The sequence below is a fragment of the uncultured Pseudomonas sp. genome (assembly GCF_913774235.1).
In the GTDB taxonomy this organism is placed as follows: Bacteria; Pseudomonadota; Gammaproteobacteria; order Pseudomonadales; family Pseudomonadaceae; genus Chryseomonas.
In genome coordinates, this window is sequence record NZ_CAJYDW010000018.1 from 24,141 (window position 1) to 42,521 (window position 18,381).

Genomic DNA, 18,381 nt, shown 5'->3' on the forward strand with positions numbered 1-18,381 from the left:
AGGGGTGTCGTATTCCCGTGTGGCGACGACTTAGGTCCTGGCAAAAGGCGGTTGCGTAATCTGGTATACCATAATATTTTCCTCTGACCAGGACGACCTGTCCAGCAGGCGTCTTCCACAACTACAACAATGGAATGCCTGGATGTCCGCCGCCCCTCGCTCCGCCGTCGCCATCGAAACCCATACCGTGGATCATGTCGCTCCGACCGAACGCCACGGCCATAGTCGCGATCTGTTCACCCTCTGGTTCAGCACCAATATCGCCCCGCTGCCCATCGTCACCGGGGCCATGGTGATCCAGACCTTCCACCTGAATCTGGTCTGGGGATTGGTCGCCATCGCGCTCGGCCATCTGCTCGGCGGGGTGGTGCTGGCCCTGGCCTCGGCGCAGGGGCCACGGCTGGGCATCCCGCAGATGGTGCAGAGTCGTGGCCAGTTCGGTCGTTATGGGGCGCTGCTGATCGTCGGCGTCACGGCGCTGATCTACCTGGGCTTCTTCACCTCCAACGTGGTACTAGCTGGCAAGTCCATCCATGGCCTGGTGCCGGCGGTGCCCATGCCGCTGGCTATCGTGCTCGGCGCCCTGAGTGCCACGGTCATCGGGGTGATCGGCTATCGCTGCATCCATAGCCTCAACCGCTGGGGCACCTGGGTGATGGGCGCGGCGCTGCTGGCCGGTTTCGCCCTGATGCTCAGCCGGCCGCTGCCGGCGGACTTCCTCACCCGCGGCGGGTTCACCGCCAGCGGCTTCGTTGCCACCCTGTCGCTCGGGGTGATCTGGCAACTGAGCTTCTCGCCCTACACCAGCGACTATTCACGCTATCTACCGGAATCCGTAGGCATCGCCCGACCCTTCTGGGCCACCTATCTCGGCGCGACCCTGGGTACCATCCTGGCGTTTTCCTTCGGTGTGGTGGCGGTGCTGGCGGTGCCGGCCGGCGGCGACACCATGGCCGCGGTGGCCGAGGCCACCGGTTGGCTCGGCCCGGTGCTGATGGTGCTGTTCCTGCTCAACATCATCAGCCACAACGCCCTCAACCTCTATGGCGCGGTGCTCTCCCTCATCACCTGCGTGCAGACCTTCGCCGCCAGCTGGACGCCGGGCGTCAAGGTCAAGGTGGTGTTGTCCAGCCTGGTGCTGGTGGGGTGTTCGGGGGTGGCGCTGATGGCCTCGACCGACTTCATCGAGAGATTCATCGGCCTGGTGTTGGCCATGACCATGATCCTGGTACCCTGGGCGGCGATCAATCTGATCGACTTCTATCTGATCAAGCGTGGCGACTACCACATCCCCTCGCTGTTCGCCGCCGACGGCGGTCGCTACGGCCGCTTCAATGGCCATGCCATCGCTGCCTACGCCGTCGGCATCCTGGTACAGCTGCCCTTCGCCAACACGGCGCTGTTCAAGGGGCCCTATGCCGAACTGGTGGCGGGCGCGGACCTGTCGTGGCTGGTCGGCCTGTTGGTCACCTGCCCGCTGTACTTCTGGCTGGCCTACCAGGGGTCGCCCGCCCAGGCAGCGCGATTGCAGGCGGCGACGTCGCGCTGAGCCAGGCGCGGTCAGCCCAGGGTGTGGAGCTGGCCGCTATCCGCGGTGCCCAGGTATAGGCCGTGACGACCCAGGGCCTGCTCCCGGACCCGGCGTTCGAGGATCTGCTGGATCGAGGGATAGGCTAGCTCTGCCCAGGGCAGTTCCTCCGGCGCGAAGAAGCGCCGCTCCAGGGTCTCGGGACCCGCGTCGGCGTTGATCTCGACCAGCTCCGCGCGAAAGATCAGATAGACCTGGTTGACCGTGGTGGCGTTGAAGATGGAGTAGGGCGCCAGAATGCGCGCACGGACGCCGCTTTCTTCCCAGGTCTCGCGCAAGGCCGCCTGCTCGGCGCTCTCGCCGTTCTCCATGAAGCCTGCTGGCAGGGTCCAGTAGCCACGCCGCGGTTCGATGGCCCGGCGGCAGAGCAGATAGCGTCCCTCGTACTCCACCAGACAACCGGCGATCACCCGCGGATTGTCGTAAATCACATGCTGGCAGGCAGTGCATTGCAAGCGTTCGTGACTGTCGCCCGGAGGCCGACGGCGGACCAGCTCGGCACTGCCGCACTGGCAGCAGAAACGCGGAGAAAGGCTCATGCTGACCTCGGGCTGGCCACTGCGTTGATTGTTCTGGTCTTACGGTATACCAGATCGCAGCAAAGGCCTAGCCGGGGCGCGGGAGGTCAGCCTGGGGGCGATGCCCCAGCTCGGCGGCGATCCGCGCGGCGGTCTCGGCCAGCATGGCGCCGACCCATTCCCGCGTCGCGGCAGCGTCCATCACGGCATCGGGGCCGGAGACGTTGAGCGCTGCCACCAACTGGCCGCGGTGATCGCGGATGCCGGTGGCGATGGCGGTGGAGTAGTCGGAGCGGTGCAGCACCCAACCCTGGCGGCGGTCTTCCTCCACCAGGCGCAACAACTCCGGCAGGGTGCGGGGCGCGGGTGGTGGCTGGTCGTCCAGGCGCTCGTACTGGTAGAGGGCGCTCAGGGCCTCCTCGTCGAGGCCGCCGAGCAGTACCCGGCCCAGGGCGGTGCGGGTACAGGGCAAGCGAGTGCCCACCGGGACATTCACCGTCAGCCGCTGGCTGGCCATGGCGCGGTAGAGATAGACCACCTCGGTACGATCACGGACGCCCAGGTGGCAGGACAGTGAGGTGACGTCGCGCAGCCGCTCCAGATGCGGCTGGGCGATATCCACCAGGTCGCGGCTGGCGAGGTAGGCGAAGCCCTGGCTGACCACCTTGATGCCCAGGCCGTACTCGGTCTTGGAGTGACGCTCCAGATAGCCCAGTTCGGTGAGGGTCATGACGATGCGATAGACCGACGAGGTCGAGCCACCAAGGCCGTCGGCGATGTCCTGCATGGTCAGCAGGCGTCGCTCGGGACCGAATAGCTCCAGCACCCGCAGGCCGCGCAGCAGGGCGGGGACGAGGTAGTCACTGTCGCTATCTGCGGTCGCTTCGGCAACGCTGTTCATGGGATACCCACCTCCAGCAGCACCGCGACACCCAGGGCACCCCCGTCGAACTCCTCCAGGGCATCCAGCAGCACATGCCAGAGGTAGTGGGCGCTGGCGCGGTCGCAGAGCAGGTGGACATGCGGCAGGTCGCCGTCGCCGGCATTGAGCAGGATGGCGTTGAGTCGGGCCACCGAGGTCTGCACCACCTGGCCGACGGCGAAGGGCTTGCCCAGATCCACGCCGCATAGCTTGGCGAATAGCGCGGGCAACTGGGTCCCGGTGAGGATCAGCCAGGCGTGGGAGTCCTGGCGCGGCAGCGGGTAGCAACCGGGGCCGAGGTCGGCAGCCGCCGCTTCCAGGGCGGCGACCCGCGCACCGCCATCGGCCAGGGCGCCGAGCAGCAGGTACTCGCTCTGGGACAGCCGCAGCAGCCATTCCCCGGCAGGCTGGCGCAGTGCCTGGTTGGGGCGTTCCGGCAGGACATAGCCCTGGCCCTGCAGGTAGCCGGCGGCGGCCGGACCGCGCAGGCCGAAGCGCGGGAGGTTGCACAGGTCGGCCAGGCCACCGCGATGCAGCAAGCCCGCCTCATCGTCCTCGCTCAGGTGCTTGGCAAAGATCCGACCATGATGCTGCAGTACGGGTGCATCGAGTTGGAGTTCGGCCAGGGGGCTGCGCTCGTCGAAACTCATGAGGGGCTGGTTCATGCTCCTAACTCCTGGCGTTGGCTCTGGGGATCGTAGAAGGGCAGGCGTGCCACCGTGGCCTGGACGATCTCGCCCCCTTCGACGCGGATCGGCAGGGTCGTGCCGGGCTCGGCCTGGTCGACGGCGGCATAGGCCAGGCCGACGATGCAGCCGAGGGTGGGGGAGAATTCGCAGGAGGTGACGTTGCCAGCGATATCGGCGCCGCGCAGCACCAGGTGGCCCTCCAGCGGCTGGCTGGCGGTCGCCGGCAGGGTGAAGCCGACCAGCTTGCGTCGCAGTGGCTGGCTTTCCAGGATCTCGATGGACTTCTGCCCGACGAAGAAGGGCTTCTGGCGGCCGATGGCCCAGCCCATGTCGATCTCGGCCGGATGGGTCATGCCGTCGGTGTCCTGGCCGATGATCACGTGGCCCTTCTCCAGTCGCAGCAGCCGCTGGGCCTCGACGCCGAAGGGCCGGATGCCGAAGCGGTCCCCAGCTGCCATCAGTGCATCCCAGAGCCGCTCGCCAAAGCGCGCCGGTACATGGATCTCGTAGCCCAGCTCGCCGACGAAACCGACCCGCAACAGCCGGGCGGGAATCCCGGCGACGCGGCCCTCGCGCACGGCGAGGTAGGGGAAGGCTTCCGGCGCCAGGTCCAGCTCGGGGCACAGCTCGCGCAGTACCTCTCGCGAGCGCGGACCGGCCAGATTCACGGCGGCGAAGGCGGCGCTGACGTTGGCGATGTCCACATCCAGCCGCCATTGGGCGTTCCACTTCAGCAGGCTGCGATAGACATGGTCGACGCCGCTGGTGGTGGCCGACACATAGAAGTGCTGCTCGCCCAGGCGCGCGGCCACGCCGTCGTCGATCACCACGCCGTCCTCGGCGGTCATCAGCGCATAGCGGGTGCGCCCTACGGGCAGCTTGCGGAAACCGAAGGTGTAGACCCGCTCCAGCAACTCGGCGGCATCGGGGCCGCGCACATCGAGGCCGCCCAGGGTGGAGACGTCGATCAGTCCCACGCCCTCGCGCACCTGGCGGGCCTCGGCCTGGATGCAGCGCTGGCGCTCGCTGGCCGGGCCGTAGAAGGCCGGTCGTTGCCAGACACCGGCCGGCATCAGGCTGGCGCCCAGTTCCAGGTGGCGGCGGTGCATGGCGGTGCGCCGATAGGGATCGAAGGCGCGGCCGGCGACGTGGGCGAGCTTTTCCGCGGTGAAGGGCGGTCGGGCGGTGGTCACCCCGGTGTCGCTGACGCTGCGCGCTGTGGCGGCGGCCACCAGGCGCGCGGTGGGCAGTGCCGAATGGCGCCCCTGGGACGGGCCCATGCCGACGGTGGAGAAGCGCTTGACCAGCTGGACATCGCGATAGCCGTGGCGGGTAGCGTTGACGATGTCGGCGATCTGCAGGTCTTCGTCGAAGTCGACGAACTCCTTGCCCTGGGGGTGGGCGAACATCGGCCAGGGGAAGTTGACCTGGCTATCGTCGGCATGGGTCTGCTCCGTGGCGAGCGGAGCGAGGTCCAGTTCGGCCAGGGCGCGGGCCGCGGCGGCGCGACCGTCGGCCAGCACCCGCGGGAGCGCATGACGGCCATTGACCGAGCCGGCCAGGTGCAGACCCCGCGGCAGGTTGCCGAGGCTGAAGGCGGCCTGGTCGTCGACGTAGCCCAGGGTACCGCCGGCCTGGCAGGCCAGTTGGTAGACCGGCATGTAGCCAGCGGACATGCACAACAGGTCGCAGTCCAGGGTCAGGCCCGCGGGGCCGACCTGGCCCTGGCCGACGATGGGACGGACGTCGACCCGTGCCAGCTGGCGACCATCGGCATCGGCGTGGGCCTCGTACACCGTATGGCCGAGGTGCACGGGAATGCCGCGCGCGCTTACCGCCTGGAGCAACTGGGCGTCCCGCGGTTCCGTGCGCAGATCGATCAGGGCGGCGACGGCGACCCCTTGCTCCTGCAGGTCGAGGGCGGCCAGATAGCCATCGTCGTTGCCGGCCAGGACCACGGCACGCTGGCCCGGCCGCACGCCATAGAGGCGCATCAGGCGCTGGGCGGCGCTGGTCAGCAGGATGCCGGGCAGGTCGTTGTTGCGGAAGATCACCGGCTGGTCGAAGGCGCCGCTGGCGAGGATGGTCTGCCGCGCCCGCACCTTGAACATCCGGTTGCCCTGGATGACCGGCAGGTAGTGGTCGGCGAACCAGCCGTTGCACACGGCCGACTCCAGTACGCGGATGCGTGGTTCGGCGCGCACGGCGGCTACCAGTTCTTCGCGCAGCCCTTCGCCCTGGCCGGCGTCGAGGCCGAAGCGGCCCCAGGCCAGGGCACCGCCGAGCAGCGGCTGCTGTTCGATGAGCAGTACCTCGGCACCGCCCTGGGCGGCGGCCAGCGCAGCGGCGAGACCGGCGGGTCCGGCACCGATCACCGCCACGTCGCAGAACAGATAGGCCTTGTCGTGGTAGGTGGGAACGAAGGTCAGGTCGAGCACGCCGAGGCCGGCCTTCTTGCGGATCAGCGGCTCCCAGCGCTTCCACATGCCCTTGGGCTTGTAGAAGGCCCGGTAGTAGAAGCCCACCGGCATGAATTTGGAGAACTTGCCGAGCAGGGCGTCGCGGTCGCGCTCGAGGCTGCCGCTGACGTTCTGCGCCCTGGCGGTGAGCCCTTCGCGCAGCGGCAATTCATCCGCCAGCACATTGGGTTCGTCCGGCAGCTGCACCAGGGTGTTGGCATCCTGGCCGGCCAGGGTCAGGGGGCCGCGGGGGCGGTGGTACTTGAAGGAGCGCGACAGCAGCCAGCGACCCTCGCCGAGCAGGGCGCTGGCCAGGGTATCGCCGGCATAGCCCTGGTAGCTCTGGCCTTCGAAGCTGAAGGCGAGCGGGCGGTTGCGGTCGATCAGCAGCCCCATGGGGGCGGGCAGGCGAGTCATGAGCGCACCTCCGCAGCGGTGAAGTCGACGCGCTGGGTGAACAGCTCGCGGGGATCGAAGGTGCGCAGCACCTCGTCGGTGCCGGTGTGGCGCTCGGCCAGGAACCAGTAGCTGGAGGCGTTGTGCAGCCACCACTCGGTGACCACTCCCCGGCGGTTCTCGCAGTTGAAGACGTAGTCGGCCCATTCGGCGGTGCTGCTGGCCTTGGGATCGGGCATGGCCTTGAGTTCGCCGCCGTAGGTGAATTCGCTGATGTTGCGCGGCCCGTTGAGCGGGCAGGTGAGAATCTTCATGACAGCTCCTTAGTGGCTGGCCGCGGTGGCGCCCATCTCGTTGACCTGCTGGAAGCGGCTGAACCGGTCGAGCCCGAAGGGGGCGATGAGCTCGGGCACCCGCCCGCCGCTGGCCACCAGTTCGGCCATGGTCTTGCCGCAGATGGGCGTGGCCTTGAAACCCCAGGTGCCCCAGCCGGCGTCCAGGTAGTACCCCTCGATGGGCGACAGGCCCATCAGCGGGCTGTAGTCCGGGGTCATGTCGGTCATCCCGGCCCATTGGCGCATCAGCTTGGCATTGGCCATGAAGGGGAACATCTCGATGGCGTGGGCCAGCAGGCTTTCCTTGAGGTCCAGGGTGGAGCGGGTGTGGTACAGCGGATAGGGGTCCGAACCGCCGCCGAAGACGATCTCGCCGCGGCTGGTCTGCTGCACGTAGCAGTGCAGGGCGCTGGAGCTCACCAGGGGGTCGAGGAAGGGCTTGAACGGCTGGGTGACCATGGCCTGCAGCGGGTAGGTGTGCAGCGGCGCGCGGATGCCCAGCTTGTTCATCAGCAGCGAGCTGGTACCGGCCACCGCCTGCACCGCACAGCCGCAGCGCACCGTGCCGCGATTGGTCTTGATGGCAGCGATCCGACCCTGCTCGACCACGAAGTCCTGCACCTCGGTCAGTTGGTGGATCTCCACGCCGCGCTTGGCCGCCTGCTTGGCGTAGCCCCAGGCCACGGCGTCGTGGCGGGCGGTGCCGCCATCGATGTGCCAGAGCCCGGCCAGGACTGGCAGGTGACCGGGATCGAGGTTGAGGCAGGGCACCAGTTCGCGGATCTGCTGGCGGTCGATCAGCTCGGTGCGGCCACCGAAGTGCTTGTTTACCTCGGCGCGCTGGCGGAAGGCGCGCACCGTGGCGTCGGTGTGCGCCAGGGTCAGCTGGCCCCGCTCGGAATACATGATGTTGAAGTCGAATTCGTTGGACAGCTCTTTGAACAGCCGCACCGACTCGATGTAGAACTTCACCCCTTCGCTGGTGAGGTAGTTGGAGCGAATCACCGCGGTGTTGCGCGCCGTGTTGCCGCCGCCCAGGTAGGCCTTCTCCAGCACCGCGACATTGGTGATGCCGTGGTACTTGGCCAGGTAGTAGGCGGTGGCCAGGCCATGGCCGCCACCACCGATGATGACCACGTCGTAGCTGGACTTGAGTTCCTTAGGTGGCGGCAGGTCGACCTCCACCGGGTACTCGGCGGACAGGCCGTATTTCAACAGGCTGAAAGGCATGGTGGGCTCCCGGTCAGGTCGCGACGGCGTGGGGGTGCTGGCGCTGGGCGGCGCTCAGGGTGTTGTGCAGGAGCAAGGCGATGGTCATGGGCCCGACCCCACCCGGCACGGGGGTGAGGGCACCGGCCACGGCCGCTACCTCGGGGGCGACGTCGCCCACCAGCCGGGCGCCGCCGGCGTGCTCCACGCGATTGATGCCGACGTCGATGACCACCGCGCCGGGCTTGATCCACTCCGCGGTGATCAGGCCGGGCTGGCCGGCCGCGGCCACCAGGATATCGGCCTGGCGGCACAGTGCGGCGGCGTCGCGGCTGCGCGAATGCACCAGGGTCACCGTGCAGTGCGCCTGCAACAGCAGGGCGGCCATGGGCTTGCCGACGATGTTGGAGCGGCCGACCACCACCGCGTGGCGGCCGGTGAGATCGCCCAACTGGTCCTGCAGCAATCGCAGGCAGCCGGCCGGGGTGCAGGGCACCAGGCCGGGTTGGCCGAGGGCCAGGGCGCCGACGTTCTCGCGGTGGAAACCGTCGACGTCCTTGTCCGGGCGGATGGCCTGAATCACCGCCGCCTCGTCGATCTGTGGCGGCAATGGCAATTGCACCAGGATGCCGTGCACTTCCGGGTCGGCATTGAGCGTGGCGATCAGGCCGAGCAATTCGGTCTGCTCAAGATCCGCCGGCAATTCATGGCTGAGGGAGCGGATACCTACCTCGCCGGCGCGGCGGATCTTGTTGCGCACGTACACCTGGCTGGCGGGGTCGCTGCCCACCAGGATAACTGCCAAGGCGGGCTGGATGCCGCGTTCGCGCAGTTCGGCCACATCCAGCTCGACCCGTTGCAGCAGGCGGGCGGCGGCGGCCTTGCCGTCGATGAGCAGGGCGCTCATCGGAACACCACCACGCGATTGCCATTGAGGAACAGGCGGTGCTCGATGTGGTACTTCACCGCCTTGTACAGCGCCACCGTCTCGGTATCCCGGCCGATGGCGACCAGGTCTTCGGGACGATAGCCGTGGTCGACGCGCTGCACCTCCTGCTCGATGATCGGGCCTTCGTCGAGGTCCGAGGTCACGTAGTGGGCGGTGGCGCCGATCAGCTTGACGCCGCGCTCGAAGGCCTGGTGGTAGGGCTTGGCGCCTTTGAAGCCGGGCAGGAAGGAATGGTGGATGTTGATGGCGCGGCCGGCCAGTTCCTTGCATAGCTCGTCCGAGAGGATCTGCATGTAGCGCGCCAGCACCACCAGCTCGGTCCCGGTTTCCTCGACCAGACGCAGCAGCTCGATCTCCTGCTGGTGCTTGTTGTCCTTGCTCACCGGCAGGTAGACGAAGCGGATGCCTTCCCGTTCGGCCATGGGGCGCAGGTCCAGGTGATTGGAGACGATGGCGGTGATCTCCATCGGCAACTCGCCCTTCTGGTGGCGATAGAGCAGGTCGGTGAGGCAGTGATCGAACTTGCTCACCATCAGCAGTACGCGGGTGGGGCGCGCGGTGCTGTACAGCTCCCATTCCATCGCGAAGTCAGCCGCGACCGTGGCGAAGCCATCGCGCAGCGCCTCTATGCCGGTACTGGCGCCGGGATTGAAGCGAAACACCGTGCGCATGAAGAAGCGCTCGGTGAAATCGTCGTCGAACTGCGCCATCTCGGCGATGTAGCAGTCGTTACGGGCGAGATAGGTGCTGACGGCGGCGACGATGCCCGAGGTGGCCGGGCAACTGACGTTGAGGATGTAGGTGGGCAAGGTTTCCATGTTCGCGTCCGGATTTCACCAGTGGAGGAAGATTTCGCTGCGGCGGTATTTCCTGTTGGGAATATAAAATTCACGAAAGCTTTTATAGGGCAAGCGCGAGCCCTCGTCCAGAGTCGAGTAATAAAATTTTCCTGTCAGTTATCTACGCGTTTTCGCCGGTGAAATCGCCTTTCACCGGTGAGGCGGACGAGGCTCAGTCATCCTTGAAGGTCATGATCGACAGCAGCTTGATCGGCACCTGGTTCAGCCGCTCCGGGCCGTGGGGAATGTCGCTGTCGAAGGTGAGGCTGTCGCCCGGGCCCATCTCATAGAGGTGGTTGCCGTGGCGATAGACCAGGCTGCCTTCGAGCAGGTGAATGAACTCGGTACCGGGATGGGAAAAAGTGGGGAATTCCTCGCTGGCATCGTCCATGGAGACGAGATAGGCCTCCAGACTCTTCTTCGGCCCACGGGAATGGTTGAGCAGGTGATAGGTGTGGCCCTTGTCGGTCCCCCGGCGTACTACCTCCAGACCCTCGCCGGCCTTGACCAGCAGGGCGTCGCGCTCTTGCTGGTCGTACTGGCTGAACAGTCGCGACAGCGGCAGGCCCAGGGTGTCGCACAGCCGGCCGAGAGTTTCCAGGCTGGTGGAGACCTGGGCGTTCTCGATCTTGCTCAGCATGCCCTGGCTGATACCGGCCATGCGCGCCACGTCGGCGGTCTTCAGACCCTGATCCTGACGCTGGCGGCGAATCTGGATACCTATGTACTGCTCGATCTTCAGGCGTGGCTCACGATTCGGAGATTCTTGCATCATTTTAGTATTGAGAATAAAAAATTCGCACCAGTAAAGTGCAGGAAAGAGGGCGGATGCATCTGGGCGTCCGATGTGGATCCCATCATGCCGGAAAAAGTCCTCGGGGGCTGCTGCCTGGATTTTCCTTGGGATCCGCAGGGTTAACTCGCGGTCCGCGAGTTTTTGGCATACCAACAGGTGAAACCGACGCGACTTGGCAAATTCCTTGCTTTCCTGTTGAGAAGAATAAATTCCCATTGGGAATATAGCCGATCTCGACCAAGGAGCCCGTCATGTTGCCCAGCGAAACCCAGCACCTCATCGACCAGCACGGTATCCGCTACGTCCTGGCCCAGTTCGTCGACATCCATGGTTCCGCCAAGACCAAGTCCGTGCCGGTGGCAGGCCTCGCGGCCGTGGCGGAAGAGGGCGCGGGCTTCGCCGGCTTCGCCATCTGCGGCATGGGCATGGAGCCCCATGGTCCGGACTTCATGGCCCGCGGCGATCTCTCCACCCTGATCCCGGTACCCTGGCAAGCCGGCTACGGGCGGGTGGTGTGCATCGGCCACGTCAACGGCAAGCCACATCCCTATGACAGCCGCTACGTGCTGCAGCGCCAGGTGCAGCGGCTGAGCGAGCGGGGCTGGAGCCTGAACACAGGGTTGGAGCCCGAGTTCTTCCTCATGCGCCGCGATGAAGCCGGCAAGCTGTCCCTGGTGGATGGCAGCGACACCCTGGACAAGCCTTGCTACGACTACAAGGGCTTGTCGCGCTCGCGGCTGTTCCTGGAAAAGCTCACCGAAGCGCTGCAACCGGTGGGCTTCGACATCTATCAGATCGATCACGAAGACGCCAACGGTCAGTTCGAGATCAACTACACCTACAGCGAAGCGCTGGAATCGGCGGATCGCTTCACCTTCTTCCGCATGGCTGCCGGCGAGATCGCCAACGAACTGGGCATGATCTGCTCCTTCATGCCCAAGCCCGATCCCAAGCGCGCTGGCAACGGCATGCATTTCCACCTGTCGCTGGCCAGCGCCACCAGCCGCAATCTGTTCCACGACGACAGCGATCCGCGTGGCATGGGGCTATCGAAGCTGGCCTACCATTTCCTCGCGGGCCTGCTGGCCCATGGTCCGGCGCTATGCGCCTTCGCCGCGCCCACGGTGAACTCCTACAAGCGTCTGGTGGTGGGACGCTCGCTGTCCGGCGCCACCTGGGCACCGGCCTTCATCGCCTACGGCGCCAACAACCGCTCGGCGATGGTCCGGGTGCCCTATGGCCGTCTGGAATTCCGTTTGCCCGATGCCGGGTGCAATCCCTACCTGGTCAGCGCCGCCATCATCGCCGCCGGTCTCGACGGCATCGAGCGCGAGCTGGACCCAGGCGAGCCCTGCAACGAGAACCTCTACAACCTGAGCCTCGAGGCCATCGCCGCGCGGGGCATCGAGACCCTGCCGCAGAGCCTCAAGGAAGCCTGCGATGCCCTGGATGCCGATCCGCTGTTCCGCGAGATGCTCGGCCCGGAAATCGTCGACGAATTCATCAAGTTGAAGCGCATGGAGTGGGTGGAATACAGCCGCCACGTCTCCGACTGGGAGATCCAGCGCTACACCGAATTCTTCTGATCGCTCTGAATTCTTTCCCGACCTTTTCTTCGGGCGCCCCGGCGCGCCCTCTGCCTGCGAAGGAGTGACACCCATGTGTGGAATCGTTGGACTCTATCTGAAGAACCCGGCGCTGGAATCCCAGCTCGGCAGCCTCTTCGAGCCCATGCTCGAAGCCATGACCGACCGCGGCCCGGACAGCGCCGGCTTCGCCATCTATGGCGACGAGGTGGCCGAGGGCTGGGTCAAGTTGACCCTGCAGGCCACCAGCGAGGGCTATGACTTCGGCGCCCTGGTCACCGCGTTGCAGCAAAAACTCGCTGCCGAACTGGACTGGTTCCAGAACGCCAGCGCCATCGTGCTCAAGATCCGCGCGGCGGAGGCCGAGGTGCGCGCTGCCCTGGCCGAACTGGCGCCGGAGGTGCGCATCATGAGCGCCGGGCGCAGCATCGAGATCCTCAAGGGCATGGGCCTGCCCCAGGAGATCGCCAGCCGCTTCGGCCTGGCCGGCATGCAGGGCAGTCACATCATCGGCCATACCCGCATGGCCACCGAGAGCGCCGTGACCATGGAAGGCAGTCACCCGTTCTCCACTGGCGCCGACCTCTGCCTGGTGCACAACGGCTCGCTGTCCAACCACTCGCGGCTGCGCCAGAACCTGCGGCGCGAAGGCATCACCTTCGAGACCGAGAACGACACCGAGGTGGCCGCCGGCTATCTGACCTGGCGACTGCGCGAGGGCGACAGCCTCAAGCAGGCACTGGATCGCTCGCTGGAAGACCTAGACGGTTTCTTCACCTTCGCCATTGGCACCCGCAACGGCTTTGCGGTGATCCGCGATCCCATCGCCTGCAAGCCGGCCATCCTCGCCGAAACCGACGACTACGTGGCCATGGCTTCCGAGTACCAGGCGCTGTCGAGCCTGCCCGGCATCGAGCAGGCCAAGGTCTGGGAGCCGGCACCGGCCACCCTGTACGTCTGGGAACGCGAGTCGGCCTGAGGAGCAGCGCACATGAAAACCTTCGATCTCACCCAAACCCCCGTGCGCGAGCTCAACCAGGCTCTGCACGATGCCGCCCAGACCGCCGCCGAGCGCGAGTGGGTGGTCTCCCATCCCAATGGCGCCCACAACCTCGCCGTGGGCGTGAACGCTGCCGTCTCCGTGGATATCCATGGCCATGCCGGCTACTACTGCGCGGGCATGAATCAGCAGGCCGCCATCACCGTGCATGGCAACGTCGGTGTCGGCTGCGCCGAGAACATGATGTCCGGCTCGGTACGGGTCAAGGGCAGCGCCTCCCAGGCTGCCGGCGCCACCGCCCACGGCGGGCTGCTGGTCATCGAGGGCGACGCCGGCGCGCGCTGCGGCATCTCCATGAAGGGCGTCGACATCGTCGTCGGTGGCAGCATCGGCCACATGAGCTGCTTCATGGGCCAGGCCGGACGCCTGGTGGTCTGCGGCGATGCCGGCGACGCCCTGGGCGATTCGCTGTACGAGACGCGCATCTACGTGAAAGGCAGCGTCGCCTCCCTGGGCTCTGACTGCGTCGAGAAGGAGATGCGCGCCGAACACCTGGCCGAGTTGCAGGAATTGCTCGATACCGCCGGTTTCGCCGAGCGGGCCAGCGACTTCAAGCGCTATGGCTCCGCCCGCCAGCTCTACAACTTCAAGGTCGACAACGCCTCGGCCTATTGATCGCGCAGGAGAATCACCATGACTGACCAGAACACCCCCGTGCTGCGCGAATCGGCTACCTTCGATCGCCTGACCATCCAGGAAATCCAGCGCGCCGCCGAGACCGGCATCTACGACATCCGCGGTGGCGGCACCAAGCGCAAGCTGCCGCACTTCGATGACCTGCTGCTACTGGGCGCCAGCGTCTCGCGCTATCCGCTGGAAGGCTACCGCGAGAAGTGCGGCACCGACGTGGTGCTCGGCACCCGCTTCGCCAAGAAACCCATCCACCTGAAGATCCCGGTGACCATCGCCGGCATGAGCTTCGGCGCGCTCTCGGCCAACGCCAAGGAAGCCCTTGGCCGCGGCGCCAGCATCGCCGGCACCAGCACCACCACCGGCGACGGCGGCATGACTCCCGAGGAGCGCGGCCAGTCCCAGCACCTGGTCTACCAGTACCTGCCGTCGCGCTACGGCATGAACCCCGACGACCTGCGCAAGGCCGACGCCATCGAGATCGTCCTGGGGCAGGGCGCTAAGCCCGGCGGCGGCGGCATGCTGCTGGGCATGAAGGTCACCGAGCGGGTGGCCGGCATGCGTACCCTACCCATTGGTGTCGACCAGCGCAGCGCCTGCCGTCATCCCGACTGGACCGGCCCGGACGACCTGGCGATCAAGATCGCCGAGTTGCGCGAGATCACCGATTGGGAAAAGCCCATCTACGTCAAGATCGGCGCCAGCCGGCCCTATTACGACGTCAAGCTGGCGGTCAAGGCCGGCGCCGACGTGGTGGTGCTCGACGGCATGCAGGGCGGTACCGCGGCGACCCAGGAGGTGTTCATCGAGCACGTTGGCATCCCCATCCTGCCGGCCATTCCCCAGGCGGTACAGGCGCTGCAGGAGATGGGCATGCACCGCAAGGTGCAACTGATCGTCTCCGGTGGCATCCGCAATGGCGCCGACGTGGCCAAGGCCATGGCCCTGGGTGCCGACGCCGTGGCCATCGGCACCGCTGCGCTGATCGCCCTGGGCGACAACCATCCGCGGCTGGACGCCGAACTGCGCAAGCTCGGCTCCGCTGCCGGCTACTACGACGACTGGCAGAACGGCCGCGACCCGGCCGGCATCACCACCCAGGACCCGGAACTGGCCAAGCGCCTGGACCCGGTGGAAGGTGGTCGCCGCCTGGCCAACTACCTGCGCGTGCTGGTGCTGGAAGCCCAGACCATGGCCCGCGCCTGTGGCAAGTCCCATCTGCACAACCTGGACCCCGAAGACCTGGTGGCCCTGACCATCGAGGCAGCAGCCATGGCGCGGGTGCCGTTGGCGGGTACCAGTTGGGTGCCGGGTCAGAGCGGGTTCTAGTGAGCAGGGGCCGCTCCCCGGTGGGGCGGTTGACTGAGCGGCCATGGCTTGCACCGCTGCGGCCGCTCCCAAGGTGCTCTGTCTGATCGCGGCCATGGGCCGCTCCTACAAAGTCAGATTCCCGGTAGGAGCGGCCCATGGCCGCGATTGGAGCACACACTGCACCTGATTGTAGGAGCGGCCGCATCGGCGGACCGCCATGGCCGCGATAGGGCGATGTACCACGCCTCGCTTCGGTAGGCAGCAACACAAGACGTTCCCTTTCATCCCTCAGCGAAGGAAGCTCGACATGATCGGCAAAGGCAAGGCGGTTGCGGTTCTGGTGGCAGCCCTCGGGGTGCCCGGTATGGCGCTGGCCCAGGATACCAAGCTCGACACGGGCGACACGGCCTGGATGATGATCTCCAGCGTGCTGGTGCTGATGATGCTGGTTCCCGGCCTGGCGCTTTTCTATGGCGGCCTGGTGCGGTCGAAGAACCTGCTCTCGATCTTCACCCAGAGCTTCACCGTGGCTGGGGTGATCGGTGTGCTCTGGGTGGTCTATGGCTACAGTCTGTTCGCCGATACCACCGGCATGGTGGCCGGGGAGTTCAACCTGCATAGCCTGATCGGCGGCTTCAAGCACTGGATGCTGCTCGATGTGGTGCGCGACAGCCTGGTGGGCACCATTCCGGAAAGCGTCTTCGCCACCTTCCAAATGACCTTCGCCCTGATCACCCCGATGATCATCGCCGGCTCCTTCGCCGAACGCATGAAGTTCAGCGCCGCCGTGTTGTTCTGCGCCCTCTGGTTCACCTTCTGCTACCTGCCCCTGGCGCACATGGCCTGGAGCGGGCCGGGTGGTCTGCTCTATGACTGGGGCATCCTCGAATTCGCCGGTGGCACCGTGGTGCACATCAACTCCGGCGTCGCCGGGCTGGTGGCCTGTGTGATGCTCGGCCGGCGTCAGGGTTACAACCTTCAGGCCATGCCGCCGCACAATCTGGGCTTCGCGCTCACGGGCGCGGCCCTGCTCTGGGTCGGCTGGTTCGGCTTCAACGTCGGCTCCGCGGTGGCCGCCAGTGCCAGCGCCGGCATGGCCATGCTCACCACCCAGATTGCCGCCTGCGCCGGCATCCTCGGCTGGCTTGCGGTGGAGTGGCTGCGCACCGGCAAGGCCAGTGCCCTCGGTGTGGCCTCCGGCGCCCTGGCCGGCCTGATAGCCATCACCCCGGCCTGCGGCTTCGTCGGTCCGGCCGGCGCCCTGGCCATGGGCTTGGTGACCGGCGCCATCTGCTACGCCGCCGTGGTCTATCTCAAGCGTACCTTCGGCTACGACGATGCGCTGGACGCCTTCGGTCTGCACGGCATCGGCGGCATCGTCGGCTCGCTGCTGACGGGCGTCTTCGCCAGCAAGAGCCTGGGCGGCTACCAGGACATCGTCATCGCCAGCCAGGTGATGATCCAGCTCAAGAGCGTGGTCTTCACCGTGGTCTTCTGCGGGGTCATGACCTTCGTGCTGCTCTGCGTCACCCGGGCTCTGACCCGCGGCCTGCGTGTTTGCGAGCAGACCGAAGAGCAGGGCCTGGATCTCTTCCAGCATGGCGAGAAGGCCTACGGCTGAGACCGCGCCTGTGCGTGAGCCCGCCACTTCAAGGTGGCGGGCTCACCCTGGCCTTGGGGTCATGCCAGGTCCGCACTCCGTAGCTAGGTGCGCTACGTGGTCGTTCTGCAACTGTAATCCTGGACGGGCAACGCCTCATCGGTGATCGGCCAGGATTCGACCGTCCGGCGCCGGCGAACAGTCGGGCTAAGTGGCAGACGGGCAGGGCCTCAGACACCGCTGGCGCCGTATCAGATAATTTATTTTCCCTGCCCTGTTGTATCTTCCCTGGCAAATCAGTATCTTAGCGGCCGCTGGCGCAGAGAACTCCCCTGAACGGGTTCTTCGCTCAAGCCAGCCGGATGCCGCAAGGCTTCCATGCGCAGCGGTAGTTCAGTCGGTTAGAATACCGGCCTGTCACGCCGGGGGTCGCGGGTTCGAGTCCCGTCCGCTGCGCCATATGTCACCCAAGAGCCTTGGCTCGCGGGAATCGAAGAAAGCGGCCCTCGTGGCCGCTTTTTTTCGTCCTGTCTTTTTGTCGCACCATCTTGCCGGGGCGAAACCCCAACGCTTCGTTGACCTCCAATGCCTATCGTCGACGCGCAGGAGCGGCCATGAAGATTGCCTGTCTGGGTTGGGGTTCGTTGATCTGGAAGGCAGCAGAATTGCCGGTCGCCTCGAGCTGGTTCACCGATGGCCCCTGGCTGCCCATCGAATTCGCTCGCGAGGGTGACAGCGGCGAACTGGCCACGGTGCTCTGCGCGGGCGTCGCCGAGGTGCAGGTGCTCTGGGCCCGGCTGGCCGTCGCAACCCTGGAAGAGGCGCGCGAAGGCCTGCGGGAACGGGAAGGGGTCCCTAGGGAGCAGCCGGAGTGCATCGGCAGCTGGCCGAATGGACCCCAATCGCCTTATCAGGCTGGCATCGGCCGCTGGGCGGCGGCCAACGGCCTGGATGCCGTGGTCTGGACCGCCTTGCCGCCGCGCACGGGCGGCCTCAATCGGCGTATGCCATCCGCGGACGACGCCCTGGATTACCTGCGCAAGCTCGATCCCGATCGTCAGGCCCATGCGCGCGACTACATCCGGCGCACCCCGGTGGCCATTACCACGGCTTACCGGCGGCTGTTCGAAGAGACCTTCAATTGGCGTCCCCTGCCAGATGCGGCGCAGCCCCTGGAGTATGCCCGCTAGTACCCAGCCCTCCCCATCATTCCGAGTCCTGGACGTCCAAACCCTGGGCCGGACCCAAGGATCTTGCGCCCACCGCCATGCCCGTCGCCTTGCGTCCTGGCCGCTTGGCCTGGCAACCCTGCGTCTGGGTGCTGCCACGTCATGGGTACGGATGACAAGGCCAGCCCATAGGCAAATGCCCAGGGCCTAGGCGCAAGGAAGGGGTCGCGCAGCGGCGGCGTCTGCCCCTGTCTGCATGTGGAAACATGACGCTTTTCTCCCTCCGCCACCCTTCGTCGAGCGCGTCGGCGGGATTCCCCTTGCA

The 18,381-nt window shown here is 66.4% G+C and carries 16 protein-coding genes and 1 tRNA gene; 8 read left to right on the forward strand and 9 right to left on the reverse strand.

The window, feature by feature from the left end; genetic code table 11:
* Positions 1-142: 142 nt before the first annotated feature.
* Positions 143-1,549: a cytosine permease gene (locus tag QZ471_RS19310; RefSeq protein WP_295466832.1), complete on the forward strand. Its 1,407-nt coding sequence runs from the start codon at positions 143-145 to the stop codon at positions 1,547-1,549.
* 11 nt (positions 1,550-1,560) lie between these two features.
* Here QZ471_RS19310 and QZ471_RS19315 read toward each other — a convergent pair whose 3' ends face one another.
* The 9 genes from QZ471_RS19315 to QZ471_RS19355 all read right to left on the reverse strand — a co-directional run bounded on the left by QZ471_RS19315 (position 1,561) and on the right by QZ471_RS19355 (position 10,676).
* Entirely contained in the window at positions 1,561-2,127 is a 567-nt protein-coding gene (locus tag QZ471_RS19315; RefSeq protein WP_295466834.1) for an NUDIX hydrolase, read from the reverse strand.
* Between the two features lie 67 nt (positions 2,128-2,194).
* A complete protein-coding gene (locus tag QZ471_RS19320; protein ID WP_295466836.1) occupies positions 2,195-3,007 on the reverse strand; it encodes an IclR family transcriptional regulator in 813 nt (270 codons plus the stop codon).
* Positions 3,004-3,693, reverse strand: a complete 690-nt coding sequence (locus tag QZ471_RS19325) for a sarcosine oxidase (RefSeq protein WP_295466838.1) — start codon at positions 3,691-3,693, stop codon at positions 3,004-3,006. The genes QZ471_RS19320 and QZ471_RS19325 overlap by 4 nt, the downstream gene beginning before the upstream one ends.
* Positions 3,690-6,593, reverse strand: coding sequence for an FAD-dependent oxidoreductase (locus QZ471_RS19330; protein WP_295466840.1), 2,904 nt, complete (start codon positions 6,591-6,593; stop codon positions 3,690-3,692). The genes QZ471_RS19325 and QZ471_RS19330 overlap by 4 nt, the downstream gene beginning before the upstream one ends.
* Complete coding sequence (locus tag QZ471_RS19335; protein ID WP_295466841.1) at positions 6,590-6,886, reverse strand: sarcosine oxidase subunit delta; 297 nt, start codon at positions 6,884-6,886, stop codon at positions 6,590-6,592. Before QZ471_RS19335 ends, QZ471_RS19330 begins: the two co-directional genes overlap by 4 nt.
* 9 nt (positions 6,887-6,895) lie before the next feature.
* Entirely contained in the window at positions 6,896-8,137 is a 1,242-nt protein-coding gene (locus tag QZ471_RS19340; protein ID WP_295466842.1) for an FAD-dependent oxidoreductase, read from the reverse strand.
* A 13-nt stretch (positions 8,138-8,150) separates the two neighbouring features.
* On the reverse strand, positions 8,151-9,023 hold the full coding sequence (folD, locus tag QZ471_RS19345) for a bifunctional methylenetetrahydrofolate dehydrogenase/methenyltetrahydrofolate cyclohydrolase FolD (protein ID WP_295466844.1): 873 nt from the start codon (positions 9,021-9,023) through the stop codon (positions 8,151-8,153).
* Positions 9,020-9,883: a formyltetrahydrofolate deformylase gene (gene purU, locus QZ471_RS19350; RefSeq protein ID WP_295466846.1), complete on the reverse strand. Its 864-nt coding sequence runs from the start codon at positions 9,881-9,883 to the stop codon at positions 9,020-9,022. Before purU ends, folD begins: the two co-directional genes overlap by 4 nt.
* A 193-nt stretch (positions 9,884-10,076) precedes the next feature.
* A complete protein-coding gene (locus QZ471_RS19355; protein ID WP_295467294.1) occupies positions 10,077-10,676 on the reverse strand; it encodes an XRE family transcriptional regulator in 600 nt (199 codons plus the stop codon).
* Positions 10,677-10,951: 275 nt separating this feature from the next.
* Here QZ471_RS19355 and glnT point away from each other — a divergent pair, with 275 nt between their 5' ends.
* The 7 genes from glnT to QZ471_RS19390 all read left to right on the forward strand — a co-directional run bounded on the left by glnT (position 10,952) and on the right by QZ471_RS19390 (position 18,077).
* Entirely contained in the window at positions 10,952-12,286 is a 1,335-nt protein-coding gene (gene glnT, locus QZ471_RS19360) for a type III glutamate--ammonia ligase (protein WP_295466848.1), read from the forward strand.
* Between the two features lie 73 nt (positions 12,287-12,359).
* A complete protein-coding gene (locus tag QZ471_RS19365; protein WP_295466851.1) occupies positions 12,360-13,265 on the forward strand; it encodes a glutamine amidotransferase family protein in 906 nt (301 codons plus the stop codon).
* A 12-nt stretch (positions 13,266-13,277) separates the two neighbouring features.
* Positions 13,278-13,961: a protein glxC gene (locus QZ471_RS19370; RefSeq protein WP_295466853.1), complete on the forward strand. Its 684-nt coding sequence runs from the start codon at positions 13,278-13,280 to the stop codon at positions 13,959-13,961.
* Between the two features lie 18 nt (positions 13,962-13,979).
* A complete protein-coding gene (locus QZ471_RS19375; RefSeq protein ID WP_288406752.1) occupies positions 13,980-15,305 on the forward strand; it encodes an FMN-binding glutamate synthase family protein in 1,326 nt (441 codons plus the stop codon).
* Between the two features lie 289 nt (positions 15,306-15,594).
* The gene (locus tag QZ471_RS19380; protein WP_295466858.1) at positions 15,595-16,908 is read left to right on the forward strand and encodes an ammonium transporter; all 1,314 of its coding nucleotides are present in this window, start codon (positions 15,595-15,597) and stop codon (positions 16,906-16,908) included.
* A gap of 361 nt (positions 16,909-17,269) precedes the next feature.
* Positions 17,270-17,346, forward strand: a tRNA-Asp gene (locus QZ471_RS19385).
* 155 nt (positions 17,347-17,501) lie between these two features.
* Complete coding sequence (locus QZ471_RS19390) at positions 17,502-18,077, forward strand: hypothetical protein (protein ID WP_295466860.1); 576 nt, start codon at positions 17,502-17,504, stop codon at positions 18,075-18,077.
* The last annotated feature ends 304 nt before the right edge of the window (positions 18,078-18,381 follow it).

Bases quoted from the DNA above. Each gene is read 5' to 3' on its own strand.
- purU (WP_295466846.1), bottom strand. From the start codon at position 9,883: ATGGAAACCTTGCCCACCTACATCCTCAACGTCAGTTGCCCGGCCACC.
- QZ471_RS19325 (WP_295466838.1), bottom strand. From the start codon at position 3,693: ATGAACCAGCCCCTCATGAGTTTCGACGAGCGCAGCCCCCTGGCCGAA.
- QZ471_RS19310 (WP_295466832.1), top strand. From the start codon at position 143: ATGTCCGCCGCCCCTCGCTCCGCCGTCGCCATCGAAACCCATACCGTG.
- QZ471_RS19375 (WP_288406752.1), top strand. From the start codon at position 13,980: ATGACTGACCAGAACACCCCCGTGCTGCGCGAATCGGCTACCTTCGAT.
- QZ471_RS19355 (WP_295467294.1), bottom strand. From the start codon at position 10,676: ATGCAAGAATCTCCGAATCGTGAGCCACGCCTGAAGATCGAGCAGTAC.
- QZ471_RS19330 (WP_295466840.1), bottom strand. From the start codon at position 6,593: ATGACTCGCCTGCCCGCCCCCATGGGGCTGCTGATCGACCGCAACCGC.
- QZ471_RS19380 (WP_295466858.1), top strand. From the start codon at position 15,595: ATGATCGGCAAAGGCAAGGCGGTTGCGGTTCTGGTGGCAGCCCTCGGG.
- QZ471_RS19390 (WP_295466860.1), top strand. From the start codon at position 17,502: ATGAAGATTGCCTGTCTGGGTTGGGGTTCGTTGATCTGGAAGGCAGCA.
- glnT (WP_295466848.1), top strand. From the start codon at position 10,952: ATGTTGCCCAGCGAAACCCAGCACCTCATCGACCAGCACGGTATCCGC.
- QZ471_RS19370 (WP_295466853.1), top strand. From the start codon at position 13,278: ATGAAAACCTTCGATCTCACCCAAACCCCCGTGCGCGAGCTCAACCAG.
- QZ471_RS19340 (WP_295466842.1), bottom strand. From the start codon at position 8,137: ATGCCTTTCAGCCTGTTGAAATACGGCCTGTCCGCCGAGTACCCGGTG.
- QZ471_RS19315 (WP_295466834.1), bottom strand. From the start codon at position 2,127: ATGAGCCTTTCTCCGCGTTTCTGCTGCCAGTGCGGCAGTGCCGAGCTG.
- QZ471_RS19335 (WP_295466841.1), bottom strand. From the start codon at position 6,886: ATGAAGATTCTCACCTGCCCGCTCAACGGGCCGCGCAACATCAGCGAA.
- QZ471_RS19320 (WP_295466836.1), bottom strand. From the start codon at position 3,007: ATGAACAGCGTTGCCGAAGCGACCGCAGATAGCGACAGTGACTACCTC.
- folD (WP_295466844.1), bottom strand. From the start codon at position 9,023: ATGAGCGCCCTGCTCATCGACGGCAAGGCCGCCGCCGCCCGCCTGCTG.
- QZ471_RS19365 (WP_295466851.1), top strand. From the start codon at position 12,360: ATGTGTGGAATCGTTGGACTCTATCTGAAGAACCCGGCGCTGGAATCC.